This window comes from Allocoprococcus comes, from assembly GCF_013300725.1.
Lineage (GTDB): Bacteria > Bacillota > Clostridia > Lachnospirales > Lachnospiraceae > Allocoprococcus > Allocoprococcus comes_A.
On record NZ_JAAIMM010000001.1, the window covers coordinates 126,024 to 145,995 of the forward strand.

The 19,972-nt window shown below is 45.6% G+C and carries 20 protein-coding genes, 1 tRNA gene and 1 pseudogene; 21 read left to right on the forward strand and 1 reads right to left on the reverse strand.

The window, feature by feature from the left end:
- Nucleotides 1-104 precede the first annotated feature (104 nt).
- The 19 genes and pseudogenes from G4407_RS00675 (at nucleotide 105) to G4407_RS00765 (ending at nucleotide 16,828) form a co-directional block, all read left to right on the forward strand.
- Entirely contained in the window at nucleotides 105-1,025 is a 921-nt protein-coding gene (locus G4407_RS00675; RefSeq protein WP_173687354.1) for a glycosyltransferase, read from the forward strand.
- Nucleotides 1,025-1,570 (forward strand): histidine phosphatase family protein, encoded by a 546-nt coding sequence (locus G4407_RS00680; protein ID WP_055261755.1) that lies wholly within the window; start codon nucleotides 1,025-1,027, stop codon nucleotides 1,568-1,570. Before G4407_RS00675 ends, G4407_RS00680 begins: the two co-directional genes overlap by 1 nt.
- Before the next feature lie 9 nt (nucleotides 1,571-1,579).
- The gene (locus G4407_RS00685; RefSeq protein WP_173687355.1) at nucleotides 1,580-2,053 is read left to right on the forward strand and encodes an LURP-one-related/scramblase family protein; all 474 of its coding nucleotides are present in this window, start codon (nucleotides 1,580-1,582) and stop codon (nucleotides 2,051-2,053) included.
- A 91-nt stretch (nucleotides 2,054-2,144) separates the two neighbouring features.
- Nucleotides 2,145-2,227: transfer RNA gene (locus G4407_RS00690), tRNA-Leu, on the forward strand.
- Between the two features lie 639 nt (nucleotides 2,228-2,866).
- Nucleotides 2,867-3,259: an aspartate 1-decarboxylase gene (gene panD / locus G4407_RS00695; RefSeq protein ID WP_173687356.1), complete on the forward strand. Its 393-nt coding sequence runs from the start codon at nucleotides 2,867-2,869 to the stop codon at nucleotides 3,257-3,259.
- A gap of 118 nt (nucleotides 3,260-3,377) precedes the next feature.
- A complete protein-coding gene (gene panC / locus G4407_RS00700) occupies nucleotides 3,378-4,217 on the forward strand; it encodes a pantoate--beta-alanine ligase (RefSeq protein ID WP_173687357.1) in 840 nt (279 codons plus the stop codon).
- A gap of 3 nt (nucleotides 4,218-4,220) precedes the next feature.
- Nucleotides 4,221-5,195 carry a bile acid:sodium symporter family protein gene (locus G4407_RS00705; RefSeq protein ID WP_173687358.1) on the forward strand — a complete coding sequence of 325 codons (975 nt, stop codon included), beginning with the start codon at nucleotides 4,221-4,223 and terminating at the stop codon, nucleotides 5,193-5,195.
- A gap of 283 nt (nucleotides 5,196-5,478) precedes the next feature.
- A complete protein-coding gene (locus G4407_RS00710; protein WP_173687359.1) occupies nucleotides 5,479-6,441 on the forward strand; it encodes a beta-ketoacyl-ACP synthase III in 963 nt (320 codons plus the stop codon).
- A 35-nt stretch (nucleotides 6,442-6,476) separates the two neighbouring features.
- Nucleotides 6,477-6,701, forward strand: coding sequence for an acyl carrier protein (locus G4407_RS00715; protein ID WP_173687360.1), 225 nt, complete (start codon nucleotides 6,477-6,479; stop codon nucleotides 6,699-6,701).
- A gap of 30 nt (nucleotides 6,702-6,731) precedes the next feature.
- Nucleotides 6,732-7,676 (forward strand): annotated as a pseudogene (fabK, locus tag G4407_RS00720) (enoyl-[acyl-carrier-protein] reductase FabK); the annotation flags it as partial.
- Nucleotides 7,669-8,589: an ACP S-malonyltransferase gene (gene fabD, locus G4407_RS00725; RefSeq protein ID WP_173687362.1), complete on the forward strand. Its 921-nt coding sequence runs from the start codon at nucleotides 7,669-7,671 to the stop codon at nucleotides 8,587-8,589. The pseudogene fabK and the gene fabD, both read left to right, overlap by 8 nt.
- Before the next feature lie 27 nt (nucleotides 8,590-8,616).
- Nucleotides 8,617-9,372: a 3-oxoacyl-[acyl-carrier-protein] reductase gene (fabG, locus tag G4407_RS00730; protein WP_173687363.1), complete on the forward strand. Its 756-nt coding sequence runs from the start codon at nucleotides 8,617-8,619 to the stop codon at nucleotides 9,370-9,372.
- A 630-nt stretch (nucleotides 9,373-10,002) separates the two neighbouring features.
- On the forward strand, nucleotides 10,003-11,241 hold the full coding sequence (gene fabF / locus G4407_RS00735; protein ID WP_173687364.1) for a beta-ketoacyl-ACP synthase II: 1,239 nt from the start codon (nucleotides 10,003-10,005) through the stop codon (nucleotides 11,239-11,241).
- Between the two features lie 10 nt (nucleotides 11,242-11,251).
- Complete coding sequence (gene accB / locus G4407_RS00740; protein ID WP_173687365.1) at nucleotides 11,252-11,719, forward strand: acetyl-CoA carboxylase biotin carboxyl carrier protein; 468 nt, start codon at nucleotides 11,252-11,254, stop codon at nucleotides 11,717-11,719.
- A gap of 20 nt (nucleotides 11,720-11,739) precedes the next feature.
- On the forward strand, nucleotides 11,740-12,186 hold the full coding sequence (fabZ, locus tag G4407_RS00745; protein WP_173687366.1) for a 3-hydroxyacyl-ACP dehydratase FabZ: 447 nt from the start codon (nucleotides 11,740-11,742) through the stop codon (nucleotides 12,184-12,186).
- Nucleotides 12,179-13,534, forward strand: a complete 1,356-nt coding sequence (locus G4407_RS00750) for an acetyl-CoA carboxylase biotin carboxylase subunit (protein WP_173687367.1) — start codon at nucleotides 12,179-12,181, stop codon at nucleotides 13,532-13,534. The genes fabZ and G4407_RS00750 overlap by 8 nt, the downstream gene beginning before the upstream one ends.
- A gap of 26 nt (nucleotides 13,535-13,560) precedes the next feature.
- Nucleotides 13,561-15,258, forward strand: a complete 1,698-nt coding sequence (locus G4407_RS00755; protein WP_173687368.1) for an acetyl-CoA carboxylase carboxyltransferase subunit alpha — start codon at nucleotides 13,561-13,563, stop codon at nucleotides 15,256-15,258.
- Nucleotides 15,259-15,277: 19 nt separating this feature from the next.
- Nucleotides 15,278-16,348: an NAD(P)H-dependent flavin oxidoreductase gene (locus G4407_RS00760; RefSeq protein ID WP_173687369.1), complete on the forward strand. Its 1,071-nt coding sequence runs from the start codon at nucleotides 15,278-15,280 to the stop codon at nucleotides 16,346-16,348.
- 39 nt (nucleotides 16,349-16,387) lie between these two features.
- Entirely contained in the window at nucleotides 16,388-16,828 is a 441-nt protein-coding gene (locus G4407_RS00765) for a MarR family winged helix-turn-helix transcriptional regulator (RefSeq protein WP_173687370.1), read from the forward strand.
- A 127-nt stretch (nucleotides 16,829-16,955) separates the two neighbouring features.
- On the opposite strand, the gene G4407_RS00770 is transcribed toward G4407_RS00765, so the two are convergent.
- A complete protein-coding gene (locus tag G4407_RS00770) occupies nucleotides 16,956-17,675 on the reverse strand; it encodes an NAD-dependent protein deacylase (protein ID WP_173687371.1) in 720 nt (239 codons plus the stop codon).
- A 194-nt stretch (nucleotides 17,676-17,869) separates the two neighbouring features.
- On the opposite strand from G4407_RS00770, the gene G4407_RS00775 reads away from it, so the two are divergent.
- Both G4407_RS00775 and G4407_RS00780 read left to right on the forward strand, forming a co-directional pair.
- On the forward strand, nucleotides 17,870-18,745 hold the full coding sequence (locus tag G4407_RS00775) for a YitT family protein (RefSeq protein WP_173687372.1): 876 nt from the start codon (nucleotides 17,870-17,872) through the stop codon (nucleotides 18,743-18,745).
- Complete coding sequence (locus tag G4407_RS00780; protein WP_173687373.1) at nucleotides 18,738-19,928, forward strand: YncE family protein; 1,191 nt, start codon at nucleotides 18,738-18,740, stop codon at nucleotides 19,926-19,928. The genes G4407_RS00775 and G4407_RS00780 overlap by 8 nt, the downstream gene beginning before the upstream one ends.
- The last annotated feature ends 44 nt before the right edge of the window (nucleotides 19,929-19,972 follow it).

The following is a 19,972-nucleotide window of genomic DNA, read 5'->3' on the forward strand; positions in this document are numbered from 1 at the left end:
TTTTATGGGAACTGTCTTTTTTATTAACAGGGAATAGGTTGGGATTGATTCAGAAAAGAATTTTGTATATACTGATTAGTGAAAAAAAGAAATGAGATGATGATGTGAACATAGTGATTGTAATTCCGGTCTTCCGTCCGGATGGAAGACTGAAAATGTGTATCGAAAGATTATTAAGACAGAGTGTGATGCCGGATCGTATATTACTGAATGTACTTTATGAGAACCCGGTAGACAGGGAAATTCCCGAAGTTTATATGGATGAAAGGATCGAGGTCAGATATACGCCAAGGGAGGAATATGACCGGGCAGGAAGCAGAGATACGATCCTGCGGGAGCTGGATTCGGATATTGTGATTTTCATGGTACAGACGGCGATACCGCAGAACCGGTATCTGATAGAGAAGCTGACGGAACCATTTAAAGAGGAGAGGACGGCGGTCGTGTATGGACGGCATATGACAGATGAGGAATGCAGTCCGATCGAGTGCTGTGTGAGACAGTTTAACTATCCGCCGAAAGGCATGACAAAGTCTCTGGAAGATGCCGGAAAGCTTGGGATCCGGACATTTTTTAATTCCAATGTCTGTGCGGCATACCGAAGAAGAGCATATCTGGAGACAGAAGGTTTTGGAAAACGGATGATTGCCGGAGAGGATATGCTTGCGGCGAGAAGACTTCTGGAAAAGGGCTGGCAGGCAGTTTATGCGCCGGAAGCTGAAGTGATTTATTACCGGAACGATGATTTGCACGGGCTCTGGAAACGCAACTTTGACATTGGGGTTGCACACGCAGAGCATCCGGAGATGATCGAAAATACAAAACTGGGTAAAGAAGGAGTGCGGCTGGTACGTGTAACCTCGGCGCTGCTTAGACAGAATCATATGGAGGAATACCTGGGCGAAGTGCTGACACGCAGCATTGTTCGTTATCTGGCATACCAGCTTGGAAGAAACTACGAACGATTACCGGAGGGAGTTGTCCGGAAATGTTCGGCTAATAAAGAATACTGGGAGAGAAAATAATGGGATATTTTTATTTTGCAAGACATGGACAGACTGTATGGAATGTGGAAAATAAAATCTGTGGCGCGACCGATATCGAACTGACAGAACTCGGACATCAGCAGGCAATGGAGCTTGGGAAAAAGATAAAAGAAGAGGGCGTGAAGATCGATGAGATTCTGTATTCGCCGCTGGTACGTGCGAAAGAGACGGCACGTCATATTTCGGAAATGACAGGGATTCCGATGCGTGAGGAGATGCGCCTGAAGGAGCAGAATTTTGGAAAATATGAATCTACACCGAGAAATGGTGAGGAATTCAAAAAGGCAAAACAGAATTTTATCAGTCATTTTGAAGGTGGCGAGACCATGCTGCATTTGTGCCAGAGGATTTACAATCTTCTGGATGATATCCGGGAAGAGGCGGATGACAAGGTGTATCTGCTGGTTGCACACAATGGGATTTCCAGAGTGATCCAGTCGTATTTTTATGATATGACGAACGAAGAGTTTGCGGCGTTTGGAATTAAGAACTGTGAATTGAGGAAATTTGAATTTCCGGAATAGGAGAAGGGTATGAAATTACTGATCAGGCAGAGAGTCTTTTCGTGGACAGATTCTTATGATGTGTATGATGAAAATGGAAATGCAAAATATTTTGTAAAAGCAGAGTTTCTGTCGATCGGACACCGGCTGCATGTATATGATATGGCAGGGAACGAACTTGGATTGATAAAAGAAAAAGTTCTGTCCTTACTTCCGGTGTTTGAAATTGAAGTGAATGGACAGACACTTGGACGGATTGAAAAGCGTTTTACATTATTCAGACCAAAGTATGATGTGGATTTTAACGGGTGGCATGTAGAGGGGGACTTCATGGGATGGAACTATGATATCTATGAAGCATGCAGTCCTGTGGTACATATTACAAAAGAATTACTTCATTGGGGAGATACTTATGTGCTGGATTTTGCAAATCCGACAGATGAATTACTGGGACTTCTTCTTGTAATTACGATTGATGCGGCGAATTGCAGTCAAAATAATTGATGTAATTTAATGAAATGTAAAAAAAGTCAAAAAAAATATAAAAAAACACTTGCCAAACCGATTGGTATGTGATAAGATTCTTTTTGTTGACGCGGAAGTGTCGGAATGGCAGACGAGCTAGATTCAGGTTCTAGTGCTCGCAAGGGCGTGTGGGTTCAAGTCCCATCTTCCGCATAATAAAAGAAACCTCAGGTGATTCACCTGAGGTTTTCTTTTATTGTACCGAAGCGATCCCTGAACCCAGGGTTCAGGTCTTCGCTCCGCTACGGTCGGCGCAGAGCACTCGTCCACCGGACGAGTTGCGCCCCATCTTCCGCATAATAAAAGAAACCTCGGATGATTTGCTTAAGGTTTTCTTTTATTGTACCGAAGCGATCCCTGAACCCAGGGTTCAGGTCTTCGCTCCGCTACGGTCAGCGCAAAGCACTCGTCCACCGGACGAGTTGCGCCCCATCTTCCGCACAGATGTCTTGAATTAAATACATGAGAACATCGGATTGACAATCTCTTGTCAAGGTGCAATAATATCCGCGGAGGTAGTATTTGGAAACTACAAAACTATACTCTGACTGAATCACAACAATTTCATATCGAAATCGTTTCCGGCAGAAATTGGCGGAGAAGGAGCTTATATTTATTAAGAGGTAAAATAAGACTCAGGGAATACGAAGAACAGCAGAAGCATTTGCAGGGAGAAGTATGCCTTGACAATGCTTTTTTTCATATAATAGCTTTTTGTTAAGGAAGAAAAGCGTGGCTGCACTCTATATTTATGCTTATTTTTGTATTTCCGGACAGAAAAAGGAGTAAGACATGACAGTTGAGATGTTAAAAGGAAAGATTCATCGTGCTACGGTAGTACAGGCAGAATTAGATTACGTGGGAAGTATTACGGTCGATGAAGATCTGCTGGATGCAGCAGGAATTATGGAATATGAGAAAGTTCAGATTGTGGACGTGAATAACGGAAGCCGATTTGAAACTTATACGATCTGTGGTAAGCGTGGAAGCGGAATGATCTGCTTAAATGGCGCTGCGGCAAGATGTGTAAGTACAGGTGATAAGGTAATTATCATGTGTTATGCAAATTATGATGCAGAAGAAGCAAAAGAACATAAACCAAAAGTTGTTTTCGTGGATGATGAGAATAAGATCAGCCGTGTGACAAACTATGAAAAACATGGTTTGCTGAAAGATATGGCATAATTAGATTGCGGGAGCACAAAGTGCGTAGCAATCCGTAGGCTAAGGTAAAACCAAAAATGAAATTTGTTGAATTCAGAACAAGAGGCTATCTCCGAATTTTTTAAAGAGGAGAATTATCATGCAGGTAACAACAACAGTCGAGGAGACAAGAAAATTAGTTAAAAATTGGAAAAAAGAAGGGAAAACCGTAGGTCTTGTACCGACCATGGGATTCTTACATGAAGGGCACGCAAGCCTGATAAGGAGATGCCGTGAGGAAAATGATATCGTTGTGGTATCCGATTTTGTAAATCCGACTCAGTTTGGACCGACAGAAGATCTGGAAGCATATCCGAGAGATTTTAAACGTGACAGCGAGCTTTGCGAGAGCCTTGGAGCAGATCTGATCTTCCATCCGGAACCGAAGGATATGTATCATGATCCACATGCTTACGTAAGTATTGATACGTTATCTGATACCCTTTGTGGCAAGACAAGACCAATTCATTTTAAAGGGGTATGTACGGTTGTTTCCAAATTATTCAATATTGTAGCACCGGACAGAGCTTATTTTGGACAGAAGGATGCACAGCAGCTTGCAATCATCCGCAAGATGGTGCTGGATCTGAATTTTGATATCCAGATCGTAGGCTGCCCGATCATCCGTGAGGAAGACGGACTTGCCAAATCGTCCAGAAATACCTATTTAAGCGCAGAAGAGAGAAAGGCTGCACTGTGCCTTTCAAGAGCCGTTAAAACCGGTCAGGAGGCGATCTGCAAGGGAATTAAGGCAGAAGAAGTCCTGTCAAAGATGCGCGCAGTGATCGAAGCAGAGCCGCTTGCAAAGATCGACTATGTATCCATGGTAGATGCACTGGATATGCAGCCGGTCGATAGCGTGGAAAAAGATGTTCTGGTTGCCATGGCAGTCTATATCGGAAAGACAAGGCTGATCGACAATTTCAGCTATGAGGTATAGCCTATGGAAAACAGAATGAAAAAAGTAGGAAAAGTCAGCTCTTTTCTTACAAAATATATCGGGGTCATTATTATCTGTTTTTCCGTAGTGGCGTTTTTCTGGCGTGATGGATTTGCCTGGACAACGAGCTACACTTCTGTATTTCTTGGAGTAGCCATGTTCGGGATGGGGCTTACGATTAAGATGGACGATTTCAAAAGAGTCTTTTCCAGACCAAAAGAAATCCTGATCGGATTCGTCGCACAGTACACGATCATGCCGGTGATCGCGTGGCTCCTGTGTCAGCTGATGCAGCTGCCGACAGATCTGGCACTTGGCGTGATCCTGGTTGGTTGCTGTCCGGGCGGAACGGCAAGCAATGTGATCACCTATATTGCCGGAGGTGATGTGGCGCTTTCTGTCGGAATGACGATCACATCAACTCTTGCGGCACCGATTGTAACACCACTTCTGGTGTATGTACTCGCCGGAGCCTGGGTAGAAGTATCCTTCTGGGCAATGGTAATTTCTGTAGTAAAGGTTGTTCTGGTTCCGGTACTTCTGGGAATTCTGATCAACTGGGTCTGGGGAAAACAGATCCAGAAAATATCAGAGGTTCTGCCACTGATCTCGGTTGTATCGATCGTAATGATCATCAGCGGAATCGTAGCTGTTAATGCAGAAAAAATCTTGAGCTGCGGACTTCTGGTTCTCGGAGTTGTGATGCTTCACAATCTCTGCGGAATGGGAATCGGACTCGGTGCAGCGAAAATTTTACATATTGAGTACGATAAGGCAACTGCTATTGCTATCGAAGTCGGAATGCAGAACAGTGGACTTGCAATCTCCCTTGCGACTGCCAATTTCGCGGCAAATCCACTGGCAACCCTTCCGGGGGCGATCTTCAGTGTATGGCATAATATATCCGGATCTTTGTTTGCAGGGATCCGCCGGAGTGGAGAACAGACGAAAGAGGCATATCAGGAAGTTACAGAATAAGAAAAATCCTGCGATTTTGAATTGGCAAAACCGCAGGATTTTTTGTACTCAGAACAGAAAATACAGAGACTAAAGCACGTCATTTTTGTACCGATTTGAATGGCAGATGAATGGAAAAGAAGAGAACCGGAACTCTTCTTTTCCATTAATTTGCCCCTCGCGTCAAACAAAAAAATTTCCTCTTGCAAAACCGATCCAACTATGTTATATTATCAAATAGTTTGAATATAAAAGTATTTTAAACTAAAATGATTTTAAAACAAAACAAATGGAGAGAACAACCATGAGAGGAAGGATATGCGGTACCGGTTCCTATGTACCGGAGCATTACTATGACAACAATGACCTGTCAAAAATGGTGGAGACAAATGATGAATGGATCCGGGAACGTACCGGCATCGTGCGCAGACACATTGCAGAAGAAGATACAACAGTCAGTATGGCAGTAAAAGCAGCAAGAAATGCACTTGCGGATGCAAAGTTAAATGCAGACGATCTGGATCTGATCCTGGTATCCACAATCACACCAAACACCGTGATTCCAAGCACCGCCTGTGAGGTCCAGAAAGAGCTTGGCGCGGTAAATGCGACCTGTTTTGATATCAGTGCGGCATGCAGCGGTTTCGTATATGCCTATAATACCGCACAGGCCTACATAAGTGCCGGAATGTACAGGAACATTCTGGTAATCGGAAGTGAGACACTATCCGGAATTGTTAACTGGCAGGACAGAGGAAGCTGCATTCTCTTCGGTGACGGGGCAGGAGCTGCTGTGATCCGGGCAGAAGAAGGAGAAATCCTTCCATCCGTCACACATTCCGACGGAGCAAAAGGACAGGTACTCGCCTGTGAAAGCCGCCAGCAGAAAAACTGGCAGGAAAAAGAAAATGAAAAACAGACTTATGTATCCATGGATGGACAGGCAGTTTTCAAATTTGCCGTAAAAAAAGTACCGGAAGTCATCGGAGAACTTCTGCAAAAAGCAGATCTGACCGAGAAAGATATTGATCTTTTCGTTCTGCATCAGGCAAACTTGCGGATCATCGAATCCGTAGCCAAACGAATGAAAACAGACATAACAAAATTTCCGGTCAACATCGAAGAATACGGCAACACCTCATCAGCCAGCATCCCGATCCTCCTGGATGAACTAAACAAAACCGGCTGTCTGCAAAAAGGACAGAAAATCGTCCTCTGCGGCTTCGGCGCCGGCCTTACCTGGGGAGCCACACTCATAGAGTGGTAAACATAAAATCAATCAACAATAAGGAGACAAAAATCATGTTAGAAAAAGTAAAAGAAATCGTAGCAGAAGGACTTGACGTAAACGCAGCAGATCTCACAGCAGAGACAACCTTTGAATCCCTCGGAGCAGATTCCCTCGATCTGATGGATATGGTCATGACATTTGAAGATGAATTTGGTGTGGAGATCGACACCGAAGCAATCGGTGATCTCAAGACAATCGGAAGTGTCGTAACCTACATCGAAGGACTGAAAAAATAAGCATCACAAAAAACGCATACAGAAAGAGGTTGTAATATGAAAACAGAAGTAACCGAATTACTTGGAATCGAGTATCCGATCATCCAGGGCGGAATGGCCTGGGTTGCTGAGTATCATCTTGCGGCCGGCGTATCAAATGCCGGCGGGCTTGGGCTCATCGGGGCTGCAAGCGCCCCGGCTGAGTGGGTACGTGAACAGATCAGAGAGGCAAAAAAGCTGACTGATAAACCATTTGGAGTAAATATCATGCTGATGAGTCCTTATGCAGAGGATGTAGCAAAGGTAGTGGCGGAAGAAGGCGTAAAGGTTGTAACGACAGGCGCCGGAAGCCCGGAAAAATATATGAAAATGTGGAAAGAAGCAGGAATTAAAGTAATTCCGGTAGTTGCATCTGTTGCATTTGCAAGAAGAATGGAGCGGTGTGGGGCTGATGCAGTGGTTGCCGAAGGATGTGAATCCGGCGGACACATCGGAGAAAATACAACAATGGTGCTGGTTCCACAGATTGTAGACGCAGTAAAGATCCCGGTGATCGCAGCGGGAGGAATTGCAGATGGAAGAGGAATTGCGGCAGCATTTATGCTGGGAGCAAAAGCCGTACAGATGGGAACCCATTTTGTTGCAACAGAAGAATCCATCGTACATGAAAACTATAAAAACGCGATCATCAAAGCGAAGGACATTGATTCCAGAGTAACCGGAAGAAGCACCGGACATCCGGTGAGAGCACTTCGCAACCAAATGACGAAAAAATATCTGGACCTTGAGAAAAACGGTGCATCCTTTGAAGAACTTGAACATCTTACACTTGGAGGCTTAAGAAAGGCCGTTGTAGATGGAGATGTGACAAACGGAAGCGTAATGGCAGGACAGAGTGCGGCAATGGTCAAAGAGATTATGAGCTGCAAGGACCTGATCCGGAAGCTGGTAAATGAAACGGATGCACTGATCGGAGGCAAAGGATTTTATGAATAAAACAGCATTCATTTTCCCGGGACAGGGTGCACAGAAATGTGGTATGGGAAAAGATTTTTATGAAAAAAGCAGTCTGGCAAAAGCAATTTTTGATACAGCAACAGCTGAGCTTGGAATAGATATGCAACAGCTTTGCTTTGAAGAAAATGACCAGCTGGATCAGACTGAATATACACAGGCGGCAATGGTAACAGCCTGTCTTGCCATGACAGCCGAGATTGAAAAAAGAGGTCTTACACCGGATGTGACAGCCGGGCTCAGCCTTGGAGAGTACTGTGCAATCAGCGCAGCGGGAGGCATGCAGCCGAAGGACGCCATTTCTCTTGTGAGAAAAAGAGGGATTCTGATGCAGAATACCGTTCCGGCAGGTGAAGGAGCCATGGCGGCAATCCTGGGACTGGATGGAGACACCGTTGCGGAAGTGACCGGGAAAATTCCCGGGGCGTCTGTAGCGAATTATAACTGTCCGGGACAGATTGTGATTACCGGGAAAACAGAGGCAGTCGGACAGGCAGCGGAAGCTTTAAAAGAAGCCGGAGCAAAAAGGGCAGTTCTGTTAAATGTAAGTGGTCCGTTCCACTCGAAGATGCTGGAGGGCGCAGGGGAAGAGCTGGCAAAAGAAATGGAAAAACGCACTTTTGAACCGCTTACCATTCCTTATGTGACGAATGTTACGGCGAAATATGTGACGGATATCAAAGAAACGAAGGCACTTCTTGCAAAACAGATTTCTTCACCGGTACGATGGGAAGAAAGTGTGAGAACTATGATTGCAGATGGTGTGGACACTTTCGTAGAAATCGGACCGGGAAAAACACTCGCCGGATTTATGCGGCGCATCGACAAAGGTGTCAAAGTATACAATATCGAAACCTGGGAAGATATGGAAAAAGTAATTGCTGAACTGGTGTAAAAAACAGGCAATGGAGAGGAAAAGCATATGACAGACAGAGAAAATTTGGAAGGGCAGATCGCGGTGGTTACCGGCGCATCCCGTGGAATTGGAAAGGCAATTGCTAAGGAGCTTGCTGCACAGGGAGCAACAGTTGTGATCAATTACAATGGTTCTGAAGTAAAAGCAGATGAAGTGAAACATGAAATCATAGAAAAGGGTGGATGTGCCCAGTGTATGCAGTGCAATGTAGCAGATTACGAGGGCTGTGAAGCATTTATAAAAGCAGTGATCGAGCAGTTTGGAAGAATCGATATTCTGGTAAATAATGCAGGGATCACAAAGGATGGTCTGCTGATGCGTATGAGTGAAGAAGATTTCTCCGATGTCATTGATGTCAATCTGAAAGGAACTTTTCATTGCATCCGTTTTGCATCCAGACAGATGATGAAGCAGAGAAGCGGAAGAATCATCAATCTGGCATCCGTAGTTGGAATCAGCGGAAATGCCGGTCAGGTAAACTATGCTGCATCAAAAGCAGGAATTATCGGAATGACCAAATCTGCGGCAAAAGAACTGGCATCCCGCGGGATCACGGTCAATGCGGTTGCACCGGGCTTCATTGAAACGGAGATGACAGAAGTTCTTTCCGATAAGCTCAAAGAAGAAATGAGAGGTCAGATCCCTCTTGCCAGAATGGGACAGCCGGAAGATGTTGCAAAGGCGGTGGCGTTTCTGGCGTCTGACAGCGCAGCATACATTACCGGGCAGGTGCTGCAGGTCGATGGGGGGATGGTGATGTAAAAGTGGTTGCAGAGAAGGTTGAGGGACAAATTGTACAAAAGATGTCCTTCAAATTCAGACTCGCAAACCATTCCGATGAGCCTCTGAAACCAAGGATTGTGTCAGCAAAGGCTTCCACAATCCTTTGAGTCTCATCTCCATTGCTCGAAAAATGAATTTGAATGACATCTTTTGTACAATTTGTCATTCAACTTTATCGAGAAAACCATTTTACATCCGTGAAGTAGTTCAATATACCAATAGAGAATTGCAGGGGGAAGAAATTGGTTTTAATTAGCATTGAAGGGATTTGATTGAATAAGATCATTAACCTAAAGAATTCACCTAAAAATACATACAAAATGATAAATTTTATCAAAAAGTGGAACAGTCAACAACACACCGAAAACGTTTCGTGGAAAACGCGTTTTAGCCAGTAGACTTGAGTCCGGCTCTGCACAAATATTCCTGTCGGCATTCTATTTTGTGCAATGGAGAGGAGACTCAAAGGATTATGGAAGCCTTTGCTGACATAATCCTTGGTTTCGGAGGCTCATCGGAATGGTTTGCACAACTTGAATGCCGACAGGAATATTTGTGCAGAGCCGAACACAACCTACATTTCCCGCATTTTCCACAAAAGGAGGCAATATGAAGCGCAGAGTTGTTATTACGGGGCTTGGAGCGATCACCCCGATTGGTAATACAGTAGAAGAATTCTGGAACGGTATCAAAAATGGAACCGTAGGAATCGGTCCGATCACAAAATTTGATACAACCGAATATAAAGTGAAGATCGCAGCGGAGGTCAAGGACTTTGTTGCGAAAGAACGGATGGATTTCAAGGCATCGAAGAGAATGGAGACATTTTCACAGTACGCAGTTGCAGCGGCGAAGGAAGCGTGCGCGGATGCGGGATTTGAAATTGAAAAAGAGGATCCATACCGTTGTGGCGTGATCATCGGTTCGGGAATCGGAAGTCTGCAGCAGATCGAGAAGCAGTACACGACGATTCTGGAAAAGGGACCGGGAAGGGTAGCACCACTGATGGTTCCGATGATGATTTCCAATATGGCAGCCGGAAATGTATCGATCCAGCTTGGGCTTAAAGGAAAGTGCACGAATGTCGTTACTGCATGTGCGACGGGAACCAATTGTATCGGGGATGCGCTTCGTGCCATTCAGTACGGAGATGCGGATGTAATGTTTGCAGGTGGTACGGAAAGCTGTATCTGTCCGACAGGGATTGCCGGATTTACCGCACTTACCGCACTTACTACCAGTGAAGATCCACTGCGTGCATCGATTCCATTTGATAAAGACAGAAGTGGATTTGTTCTTGGAGAAGGAGCCGGCGTGGTAGTTCTGGAAGAGCTGGAGCATGCGAGAGCAAGAGGCGCAAAGATTTACGCAGAGCTTGCAGGTTACGGGGCAACCGGAGATGCTTATCATATCACTTCCCCTGCAGAAGACGGAAGCGGTGCGGCAAAGGCGATGGAGCTTGCGATGGAAGAGGGCAGCGTGACGCCGGAAGAAGTGCAGTACATTAACGCACACGGAACCAGCACGCACCACAATGATCTGTTTGAAACCTATGCGATCAAGAAAGCATTCGGCGATGCGGCAAAGGATGTGGTTGTGAATTCAACGAAATCCATGATCGGTCATCTTCTGGGCGCAGCTGGTGCAGTAGAATGTATCGTTACCGTAAAATCCATTCAGGACGGATTTATTCATCAGACAGTCGGAACAAAAGAATGTGATGAAGAATGTGATCTGAATTATGCTGTCGGGGCACCGGTCGAAAAAGAGATCAAATGTGCTCTTACCAATTCCCTTGGATTTGGCGGACACAATGCAACCCTTCTTTTGAAGAAGTATGAAGGATAGAGGTAGAAGGATGGAATTAGAAAATCTGGTAAAACTGATTCAGACCGTTTCGGATTCGGACCTGACAGGATTTCAGTATGAAGAAAACGGTGTGAAATTGAAAATACAGAAAGAAAAAGAACAGATGGTTGTCAGTACAGGCGCAGCACAGATGGCGACAGTACAAAACGTGCCAGGAGCGCAGAGCAATGCAGCATCAGTACTGAAGCCGGAGGATGGACCGGAAAAAGGAAAAGAAGCAGAAGGGCAGCTGATCAAATCCCCTCTGGTTGGAACCTTTTACGCAGCACCGTCGGAAGAGGCAGCACCATTTGTGGCAGTTGGCGATCATGTGGCAAAAGGACAGACGGTTGCCATCGTAGAGGCGATGAAACTGATGAATGATATTGAGTGTGATTTTGACGGTGTGGTATCGGAAGTACTCGTGAAAAATGGAGAAACTGTGGAATACGGACAGCCATTATTCCGAATCGTGTAGCTGGATGGAGGGCGAAAAGCATGAAACATTTGGGAATCAAGGAAATTCAGAAAATCATTCCGCACAGACATCCGTTTTTGCTGGTAGATTATATCGAAGATTACGAGCCGGGAGAATATGCGGTTGGCTATAAATGTGTGACTTACAGAGAGGACTTTTTTGCCGGACATTTCCCACAGGAGCCGGTGATGCCGGGAGTGCTGATCATTGAAGCACTGGCGCAGGTCGGTGCAGTAGCGGTTCTGATGCAGGAAGAAAATAAAGGAAAGCTCGGCTATTTTGGTGGGATTAAGAACTGTAAGTTCCGCAGAAAAGTTGTTCCGGGTGACAAATTAAAACTGGAAGCAAGAATTATCCGTCAGAAGGGACCACTGGTAATCGGAGAAGCTGTTGCATCAGTGGATGGAGAAGTTGCAGTAAAGTCAGAGCTGTCTTTGATGATAGGGAAGGCGGAAACAGATGATTAAGAAAGTACTGATCGCAAACCGTGGAGAGATCGCAGTGCGGATCATCCGTGCCTGCCGGGAAATGGGGATCGAGACGGTTGCAGTTTATTCGGAAGCAGATAAAGAAGCATTGCATACACAGCTTGCAGACGAAGCAATCTGTATCGGACCTGCACCATCTTCGGAAAGCTATCTGAATATGGAGCAGATCATCAGCGCGACCATCGTGTCGGGAGCAGATGCGATCCATCCGGGATTTGGTTTCCTTTCTGAAAATACGAAATTTGCAGAGCTTTGTGAGAAGTGCAACATCATTTTTATTGGACCGGATTCGAAAGTGATCAGCAGGCTTGGAAATAAATCCGAGGCGAGAAATACCATGGCAAATGCCGGGGTTCCGATCATTCCGGGAAGCCGGGAAGCGATTTATGATGCGTCAAAAGGAAAAGAAGTTGCAAGAGAGATCGGCTATCCGGTAATCGTAAAGGCGGCTCTCGGCGGAGGCGGAAAAGGGATGCGTGTGGCGGAAAATGAAGCCGGATTTGACATGGCATTTAATACCGCGCAGAAAGAGACCAAGGCAGCTTTTGGGGATGACACTATGTACATCGAGCATTTTGTGCAGCATCCGAAGCATATCGAATTTCAGATCATGGCGGATAAGTATGGAAATGTGGTGCATTTAGGAGAACGTGACTGTTCGGTGCAGAGAAATCATCAGAAGATGATTGAAGAATCTCCATGTGCCGTGATTTCGGATGAGCTTCGCCGGAGAATGGGCGAAGCAGCGGTAAAAGCGGCAAAGGCAGCGCATTACGAAAATGCAGGAACCATTGAATTTCTGCTGGAAAAGAGCGGGAATTTTTATTTTATGGAAATGAATACCAGAATCCAGGTGGAGCATCCGGTCACAGAATGGGTGACAGGGATCGATCTGATCAAGGAACAGATCCGGATCGCAGACGGCCAGCAGCTTTCCTTTACGCAGGAGGATGTAAAGCTGACCGGTCATGCCATTGAGTGCAGGATCAATGCGGAAAATCCGGAAAAGAATTTCCGCCCGTGTCCGGGAACGATCACCGATATGTACCTTCCGGGAGGAAAGGGTGTGCGGATTGATTCAGCAATTTACAGTGGATACACCGTACCGCCATATTATGACAATATGCTGGCAAAGCTGATCGTATTTGCAAAGAACCGTACCGAGGCGATCCGGAAGATGCAGAGTGCACTTGGTGAGGTAATTATAGAAGGCATTGATACTAATGTGGATTATCAATATGATATTTTGCATGATCCAAAGTATCAGGCAGGAGATTTTGATATTGAATTTATTGCCGAAAGAGAAGCAAAGAATCGGCAAGGTTAGCTCTACAAAAGCGGAGGTAAAGCAATTTGAAACTGTCAAATATGTTCAAGAAAACAAGCAGAAGAGGGTATATATCTCTTGGCGAAGGAAAGCCTGTCCATATGGCACCGGAGGTTCCGGAGGGACTTCTGAAAAAATGTAACGTTTGCAAATCTGCCATTCTGACAGAGGATGTGAAGAAGGGATATTATATCTGTCCAAAATGTCAGAATTATTTCCGTGTGCATGCGATGCGCCGGATTGAAATGGTAGCAGATGCCGGCACCTTTGAAGAGTGGGACAAGGGACTTACTTCGGGAAATCCGCTGCATTATAAAGGCTATGAAGAAAAGGTAGAAGCACTACAGGAAAAGACCGGGCTTGATGAGGCGGTTGTAACCGGAAAAGCAATGATCGCGGGAAATGAAGTAGTTCTTGCAGTCTGTGACGGGCGGTTTATGATGGCGAGCATGGGAAAAGTGGTTGGCGAAAAGATTACCCGTGCAGTAGAAAAGGCAACCGGTGAGAAACTTCCGATTATTATATTTGCCTGTTCAGGAGGCGCCAGAATGCAGGAGGGGATCCACTCTCTGATGCAGATGGCAAAGACTTCAGCGGCACTGAAAAGACACCATGATGCAGGCTGTTTATATGTAAGCGTGCTGACCGATCCGACAACCGGTGGGGTAACGGCAAGTTTTGCCATGCTCGGAGATATCATTCTTGCCGAGCCGGGGGCACTGATCGGTTTTGCAGGTCCGCGTGTGATTGAACAGACCATAGGGCAGAAGCTTCCGAAGGGATTCCAGAGGGCAGAATTCCTTCAGGAGCACGGATTTGTGGATCAGATTGTGGAGCGTCCGCGTCTCAGGGAGACACTGGCAGAAATTGTAGCAATGCATAAGCAGGGAGCATACGATTTGCCGGAAGTAGAAGAAAAGGAAACACAGGCGGTACAGAAGAATCTGACACCATGGGAACGGGTGCAGTTATCCAGAGACAAGGCTCGTCCGGTCGGTGCGGAGTACATTGAAGAATTATTTACAGATTTTATGGAATTTCATGGAGACCGTTATTACCAGGATGATAAGGCGATCATTGGCGGGATTGCAAGATTTCACGGAATGCCGGTGACTGTAATTGCACAGGCAAAGGGGCGCACGACAAAGGAAAATATCGAGCGTAACTTTGGGATGCCGTCACCGGACGGATACCGCAAAGCCCTTCGGCTGATGAAACAGGCAGAGAAATTTAACCGTCCGGTCATCTGTTTTGTAGATACGCCGGGAGCGTTCTGCGGGCTGGAAGCAGAAGAGAGAGGACAAGGTGAGGCAATCGCAAGGAATTTATTTGAAATGTCAAATCTTCAGGTTCCGATCCTGTCAGTTGTGATCGGAGAAGGTGGAAGCGGAGGAGCCCTTGCGATGGCAACTTCAGATGAAGTGTGGCTTCTTGAAAATTCGATTTACTCCATTCTTTCGCCGGAAGGATTTGCAAGTATCCTGTGGAAGGACAGCAGCCGTGCAAAAGAGGCGGCAGGTGTGATGAAGCTGACAGCTGATCAGCTCCTGAAAGCCGGTATCGTAGAACGGGTGATTCCGGAGCCGGAAGACTTCAATCTGGAAACATTTACAGAAGTGACAGATCCGATGGATGATTATATCTGCATTTTTTTGAAAAAATATGGAGCAATGACAAAGGAAGAACTTACTGAAAAGCGGTATGACAGATTCCGCAGGATGTAGTAGAAAGAGGAGAAGAAAAATGGAAGGATTACCGGAACTTGTGATTGGTGATTTGAAAGTAAAAAGACCGGTCATTCAAGGGGGAATGGGAGTCGGTGTGAGCCTTGGACAGCTTGCCGGAGCGGTTGCAAAGGAAGGCGGAGTCGGGATCATCTCAACCGCACAGATCGGATTTCGTGAACCGGATTTTGAAACGAATACAAGGGCGGCAAATATCCGTGCAATCGGATCTGAATTCCAAAGAGCAAGAGAGACGGCTACGGATGGCGTGATCGGATTTAATATCATGGTTGCGCTGAAGGATTATGACGAGCATGTGAAAGCAGCAGTGGACGCCGGAGCAGATCTGATCGTATCCGGGGCAGGGCTTCCGATCGAGCTGCCAGGACTTGTGGAGGGCAGCAGTACCAAGATTGCTCCGATCGTATCGACCGAAAAATCAGCGAAAGTTATTTTAAAATACTGGGATAAAAAATTTTCCAGGACCGCAGACCTGGTTGTGATCGAGGGACCGAAAGCCGGAGGACATCTGGGGTTTGACCGGGAGCAGCTGGAAACTTACACACAGGAAAGCTATGATGATGAAATCGAGAGGATCATGGCAGTGGTCAGAAAGTACGCCCAAAAATATCAGGTGCATATCCCGGTGGCAGTAGCCGGAGGAATTTCGGATAAAGATGCGGCAGAGCATGCCTTTTCATTAGGAGCAGATGCAGTCCAGGTGGCAACAAGATTTGTCACGACCTGGGAGTGCGATGCGGATCTCAGTTACAAGCAGAGTTATCTGAATGCGGAGAAGGAGGATGTCATTCTGGTGAAAAGTCCGGTTGGAATGCCGGGGAGGGCAATTAAGAATCCATTTATCAGTCATGTGATGGCAGGAGAGAGGGTGAAGCCTAAGAGATGTCTTGGGTGTCTGAAAAACTGTAACCCGGCGGAAGTGCCATACTGTATCACGGAAGCGCTGATCAAAGCGGCAAAAGGTGAGATTGGTGAGGCGCTTCTGTTCTGCGGAGCGGACGTGTGGAAAGCAGAAAAAATAGAAACCGTGAAAGAAGTGATTGATTCTTTGTTAGGTGACTGTGTATAATTGAACTAGAAAAAGACACAGCAAGGAGAAGAAGGGGAATTGGACGCATACGAGAGCATCAATAAGATACTGGTACATCTTTTTAATGATATCTGGGGACTGGAAGAAAAAGCAGTGATCACAGAAGAGTTTAAGGATCTGACGAACAATGATATGCATATCATTGAGGCAGTCGGTCTGGGTGACGGGAATAATATGTCTACGATCGCAAAGAAGCTTGGGATTACCGTAGGATCTCTGACGACTTCGATGAACAGTCTGGTCAATAAAAAGTATGCGGTCCGTCACCGGAGTGAGGAAGACCGCCGGATCGTCAATATCAAGCTGACGGAAAAGGGTGAGAAGGCGTACCACCATCACGCAGAGTTTCACAGGAAGATGGTAGAAGCGGTCGTTGAGACCTTAGATGAAGAAGAAATCCCGGTGCTGACGAAAGCACTGGACAATCTGTATCATTTTTTTAAGACGTATAACGGTTAAAGTGAAAAATCCTCTGTCACTCTTTGATAAAAAGAGCTGGCAGAGGATTTTTGGACTGCATGAAAATGGCATGTTGTCCGGGAAATTACAGCTTACAGGTATAGCGGAAATTTTCTGGATTCTCCGGCTACACGTGGATACGGTCTAATACTTCTCCGATCGGCTCATGGATCGTCAGGGTTGCGCCTACATCACGGGCAGTTGCATCCTTGTTGATGAGTACCAGATATTTGCCGTGGAAATAATCGATAAATCCGGCAGCAGGGTAGACCACAAGAGAAGTACCGCCGATGATCAGCATATCTGCTTCTGAGATGGCGCGGATGCTTTTCTGAATGATCTGGTTATCCAGACCTTCTTCGTAGAGAACCACGTCCGGCCGGATGGTTCCGCCGCAGTCACAGGTTGGGATTCCTTTCGATTCTTTTACAAAACGTGCACTGTACTGCTTTTGGCAACGCATACAGTAATTGCGGTGGATACTTCCATGAAGCTCCAGTACATTTTTGCTTCCGGCAGCCTGGTGGAGTCCGTCAATATTCTGTGTGATGACGGCAGTCAGTTTTCCGGCGGCTTCCAACTCGACAAGTTTTAAATGTGCCTTGTTTGGCGTTGCATCGAGGAACATCATTTTCTCTTTATAAAAATCATAAAATTCTTCCGTATGCTGCATGAAAAAGCTGTGGCTTACAATCTGCTCCGGTGAGTAGCGGTACTTTTGTCTGTAGAGTCCGTCTGCACTTCTGAAGTCCGGAATATTACTCTCGGTAGAGACGCCGGCACCGCCGAAAAAAACGATTCTGTTGCTCTCGTTAATCATGTCCTGTAACTGTTTGATCTTGTCCATAATTTAATAACCTCTTTTCCTGGAAAATCAAAACCTGTCTTTTTAATCACAGTATACCAAATGAAACGAAAAAAGAGAATAAAATAAAAAAATTCCTTGTCCACAAAACATGCACCGAGTATACTATAAAGTATTGGATTGTGGAAAATTGGGGAAATCTGCAGACAAAATACATATGTCAAGGAGAGAGTAATATGAAAATGTCAAATATGAAGAATCTGTGCCTGATTTTATTGGGGAATACAGTATATGCACTTGCAATCGTAATGTTTATCCTGCCGAATGATATCATTACCGGAGGGACCACGGGGCTTGGAATTGCCGTGAATCATTATTTTGGATTACAGATCCATACATTTGTACTGATCTTCAACACACTGATGTTTCTTCTGGGGGCTGCAGTGCTTGGTATGAAATTTGCACTTACTACACTGGTCAGTACGTTTTATTATCCGATCATTCTGGGAATACTGGAGAATGTTCCGGTATTACAGAACATCACAGACGACAAGATGCTTTCGACGATCTGTGGAGGTCTGATGATCGGACTTGGAATCGGAGTTGTTATAAGATGCGGAGCATCAACAGGAGGTATGGATATCCCACCGCTGGTACTGAATAAGAAATTCGGGCTTTCCGTATCGGTTATGCTCTATGTATTTGATTTTGCGATTCTGATCTTCCAGATGGTATTTACCAATAAAGAAGAGATCATCTATGGTATCCTTCTGGTACTGATTTACACGGTGATGCTGGATAAAGTGCTTCTGATGGGATCGACCAGAACACAGATCAAGATCATTTCCGGAGAGTATGAGAAGCTGAACCATCTGATCCAGGAGAAGCTTGACCGAGGAACCACACTGGTCTACACGCAGACCGGTTATTTGAGAAAGGATCAGCCGATGATCCTTACCGTTGTGTCTAACCGTGAACTGATGCGGCTGAACCAGATCGTGCAGGAGATAGATCCGCACGCATTTATGATCATTGGCAATGTAAATGAGGTCAGAGGACGGGGATTTTCAACACAGAAAGTATATAAAAACGAAGTGGGCATGAATGAATAAACAAGAGCTTGAGAATGAGGAAGTAAGACAGGAAGAGAAAAAAACAAAGAAGAAAAAGGTCCGGAAAAAGAAGACCATGCTTGGACATATCCGCAGTATCATCAGTATTCTTCTGGTTGTGGGAATCATCGGAGGAAGCTACTGGTATTACGCATTCCAGTACAGAGCCGAGGTGGAGCCGGAAACCAACCGGAAGGTGACGAATACGGATTCCATTTACACGATGGAGCAGTATATGAAAACGCTGAAGCGCAACCAGACTGTTTATAAATACGCCTGCGATGAAGCCGAAGTGGACAATGACTACGGGACTTATGTTGTTCCTGGTCTGAAGTCAACAAGGACGCTGAAAGTAAAAGGGGACGGAGAAGCAGAAGTCTGCACATCCATGACACCGCAGGGACTTGCAATTACAGAGGATTATATTCTGGTCAGTGCTTATTGTAAGACAAAGGCACATGATTCGGTGATCTACGTGATCGACAAAGAAAGCAGACAGTTTGTGAAAGAGATTGTGCTGAACACCAAAGCCCATGTGGGCGGGATGGCATACGATACGATGAACCAGATTCTGTGGGTGACAGGACAGGGTTCCACCTGGGCGCAGGCAAATGCGATCACACTGTCTCATCTGGAGAATTATTCCTTTGATGACGGATATCATCCGATTGAATTCGATATGTCTTACAACCTTTACAAGATCAAGCGGGCGTCATTTATGACGTATCATGACGGTGCATTGTTTGTCGGATTCTTTACACAGGATAATGCCAGCGTCATTGAAAAATATCTGATCAATGCAGACGGTACCTTGTATGAAAAAGAAGATATGAACCTGAAACGGACGGTCGGCGTGACGGATCCGGTTGCCTATGCGGTCAGTATGCAGGTAATTTCCGGTAAGGTGCAGGGAATGGCATTTTACAACAATAAGATCCTGCTTACCAGGTCCTGGGGGATCCTGCCATCGGAGGTACAGATCTTCAACTATTCCAGATATGGAATCTTGTCAACTTCCGAAGCTTATAAGACGATCAAATTTCCGGAGAGGCTGGAACAGATCTATCAGGACGGTGGCAGCATTTATGCACTTTTTGAGTCGGGGGCTTATGCCTACCGAATGTCATCCATTAACCGGATTGACCGGGTTGTGAAGCTGAAAGGAAGTAAACTGGTAAAATAAAGACTGAAATCCATGAAATTTGCTTGAATCGGAAGTAGATTTAT

Bases quoted from the DNA above. Each gene is read 5' to 3' on its own strand.
- G4407_RS00680 (WP_055261755.1), top strand. From the start codon at position 1,025: ATGGGATATTTTTATTTTGCAAGACATGGACAGACTGTATGGAATGTG.
- G4407_RS00715 (WP_173687360.1), top strand. From the start codon at position 6,477: ATGTTAGAAAAAGTAAAAGAAATCGTAGCAGAAGGACTTGACGTAAAC.
- panD (WP_173687356.1), top strand. From the start codon at position 2,867: ATGACAGTTGAGATGTTAAAAGGAAAGATTCATCGTGCTACGGTAGTA.
- G4407_RS00750 (WP_173687367.1), top strand. From the start codon at position 12,179: ATGATTAAGAAAGTACTGATCGCAAACCGTGGAGAGATCGCAGTGCGG.
- fabZ (WP_173687366.1), top strand. From the start codon at position 11,740: ATGAAACATTTGGGAATCAAGGAAATTCAGAAAATCATTCCGCACAGA.
- fabF (WP_173687364.1), top strand. From the start codon at position 10,003: ATGAAGCGCAGAGTTGTTATTACGGGGCTTGGAGCGATCACCCCGATT.
- G4407_RS00685 (WP_173687355.1), top strand. From the start codon at position 1,580: ATGAAATTACTGATCAGGCAGAGAGTCTTTTCGTGGACAGATTCTTAT.
- G4407_RS00710 (WP_173687359.1), top strand. From the start codon at position 5,479: ATGAGAGGAAGGATATGCGGTACCGGTTCCTATGTACCGGAGCATTAC.
- fabD (WP_173687362.1), top strand. From the start codon at position 7,669: ATGAATAAAACAGCATTCATTTTCCCGGGACAGGGTGCACAGAAATGT.
- G4407_RS00760 (WP_173687369.1), top strand. From the start codon at position 15,278: ATGGAAGGATTACCGGAACTTGTGATTGGTGATTTGAAAGTAAAAAGA.
- panC (WP_173687357.1), top strand. From the start codon at position 3,378: ATGCAGGTAACAACAACAGTCGAGGAGACAAGAAAATTAGTTAAAAAT.
- G4407_RS00770 (WP_173687371.1), bottom strand. From the start codon at position 17,675: ATGGACAAGATCAAACAGTTACAGGACATGATTAACGAGAGCAACAGA.
- G4407_RS00775 (WP_173687372.1), top strand. From the start codon at position 17,870: ATGAAAATGTCAAATATGAAGAATCTGTGCCTGATTTTATTGGGGAAT.
- accB (WP_173687365.1), top strand. From the start codon at position 11,252: ATGGAATTAGAAAATCTGGTAAAACTGATTCAGACCGTTTCGGATTCG.
- fabG (WP_173687363.1), top strand. From the start codon at position 8,617: ATGACAGACAGAGAAAATTTGGAAGGGCAGATCGCGGTGGTTACCGGC.
- G4407_RS00780 (WP_173687373.1), top strand. From the start codon at position 18,738: ATGAATAAACAAGAGCTTGAGAATGAGGAAGTAAGACAGGAAGAGAAA.
- G4407_RS00705 (WP_173687358.1), top strand. From the start codon at position 4,221: ATGGAAAACAGAATGAAAAAAGTAGGAAAAGTCAGCTCTTTTCTTACA.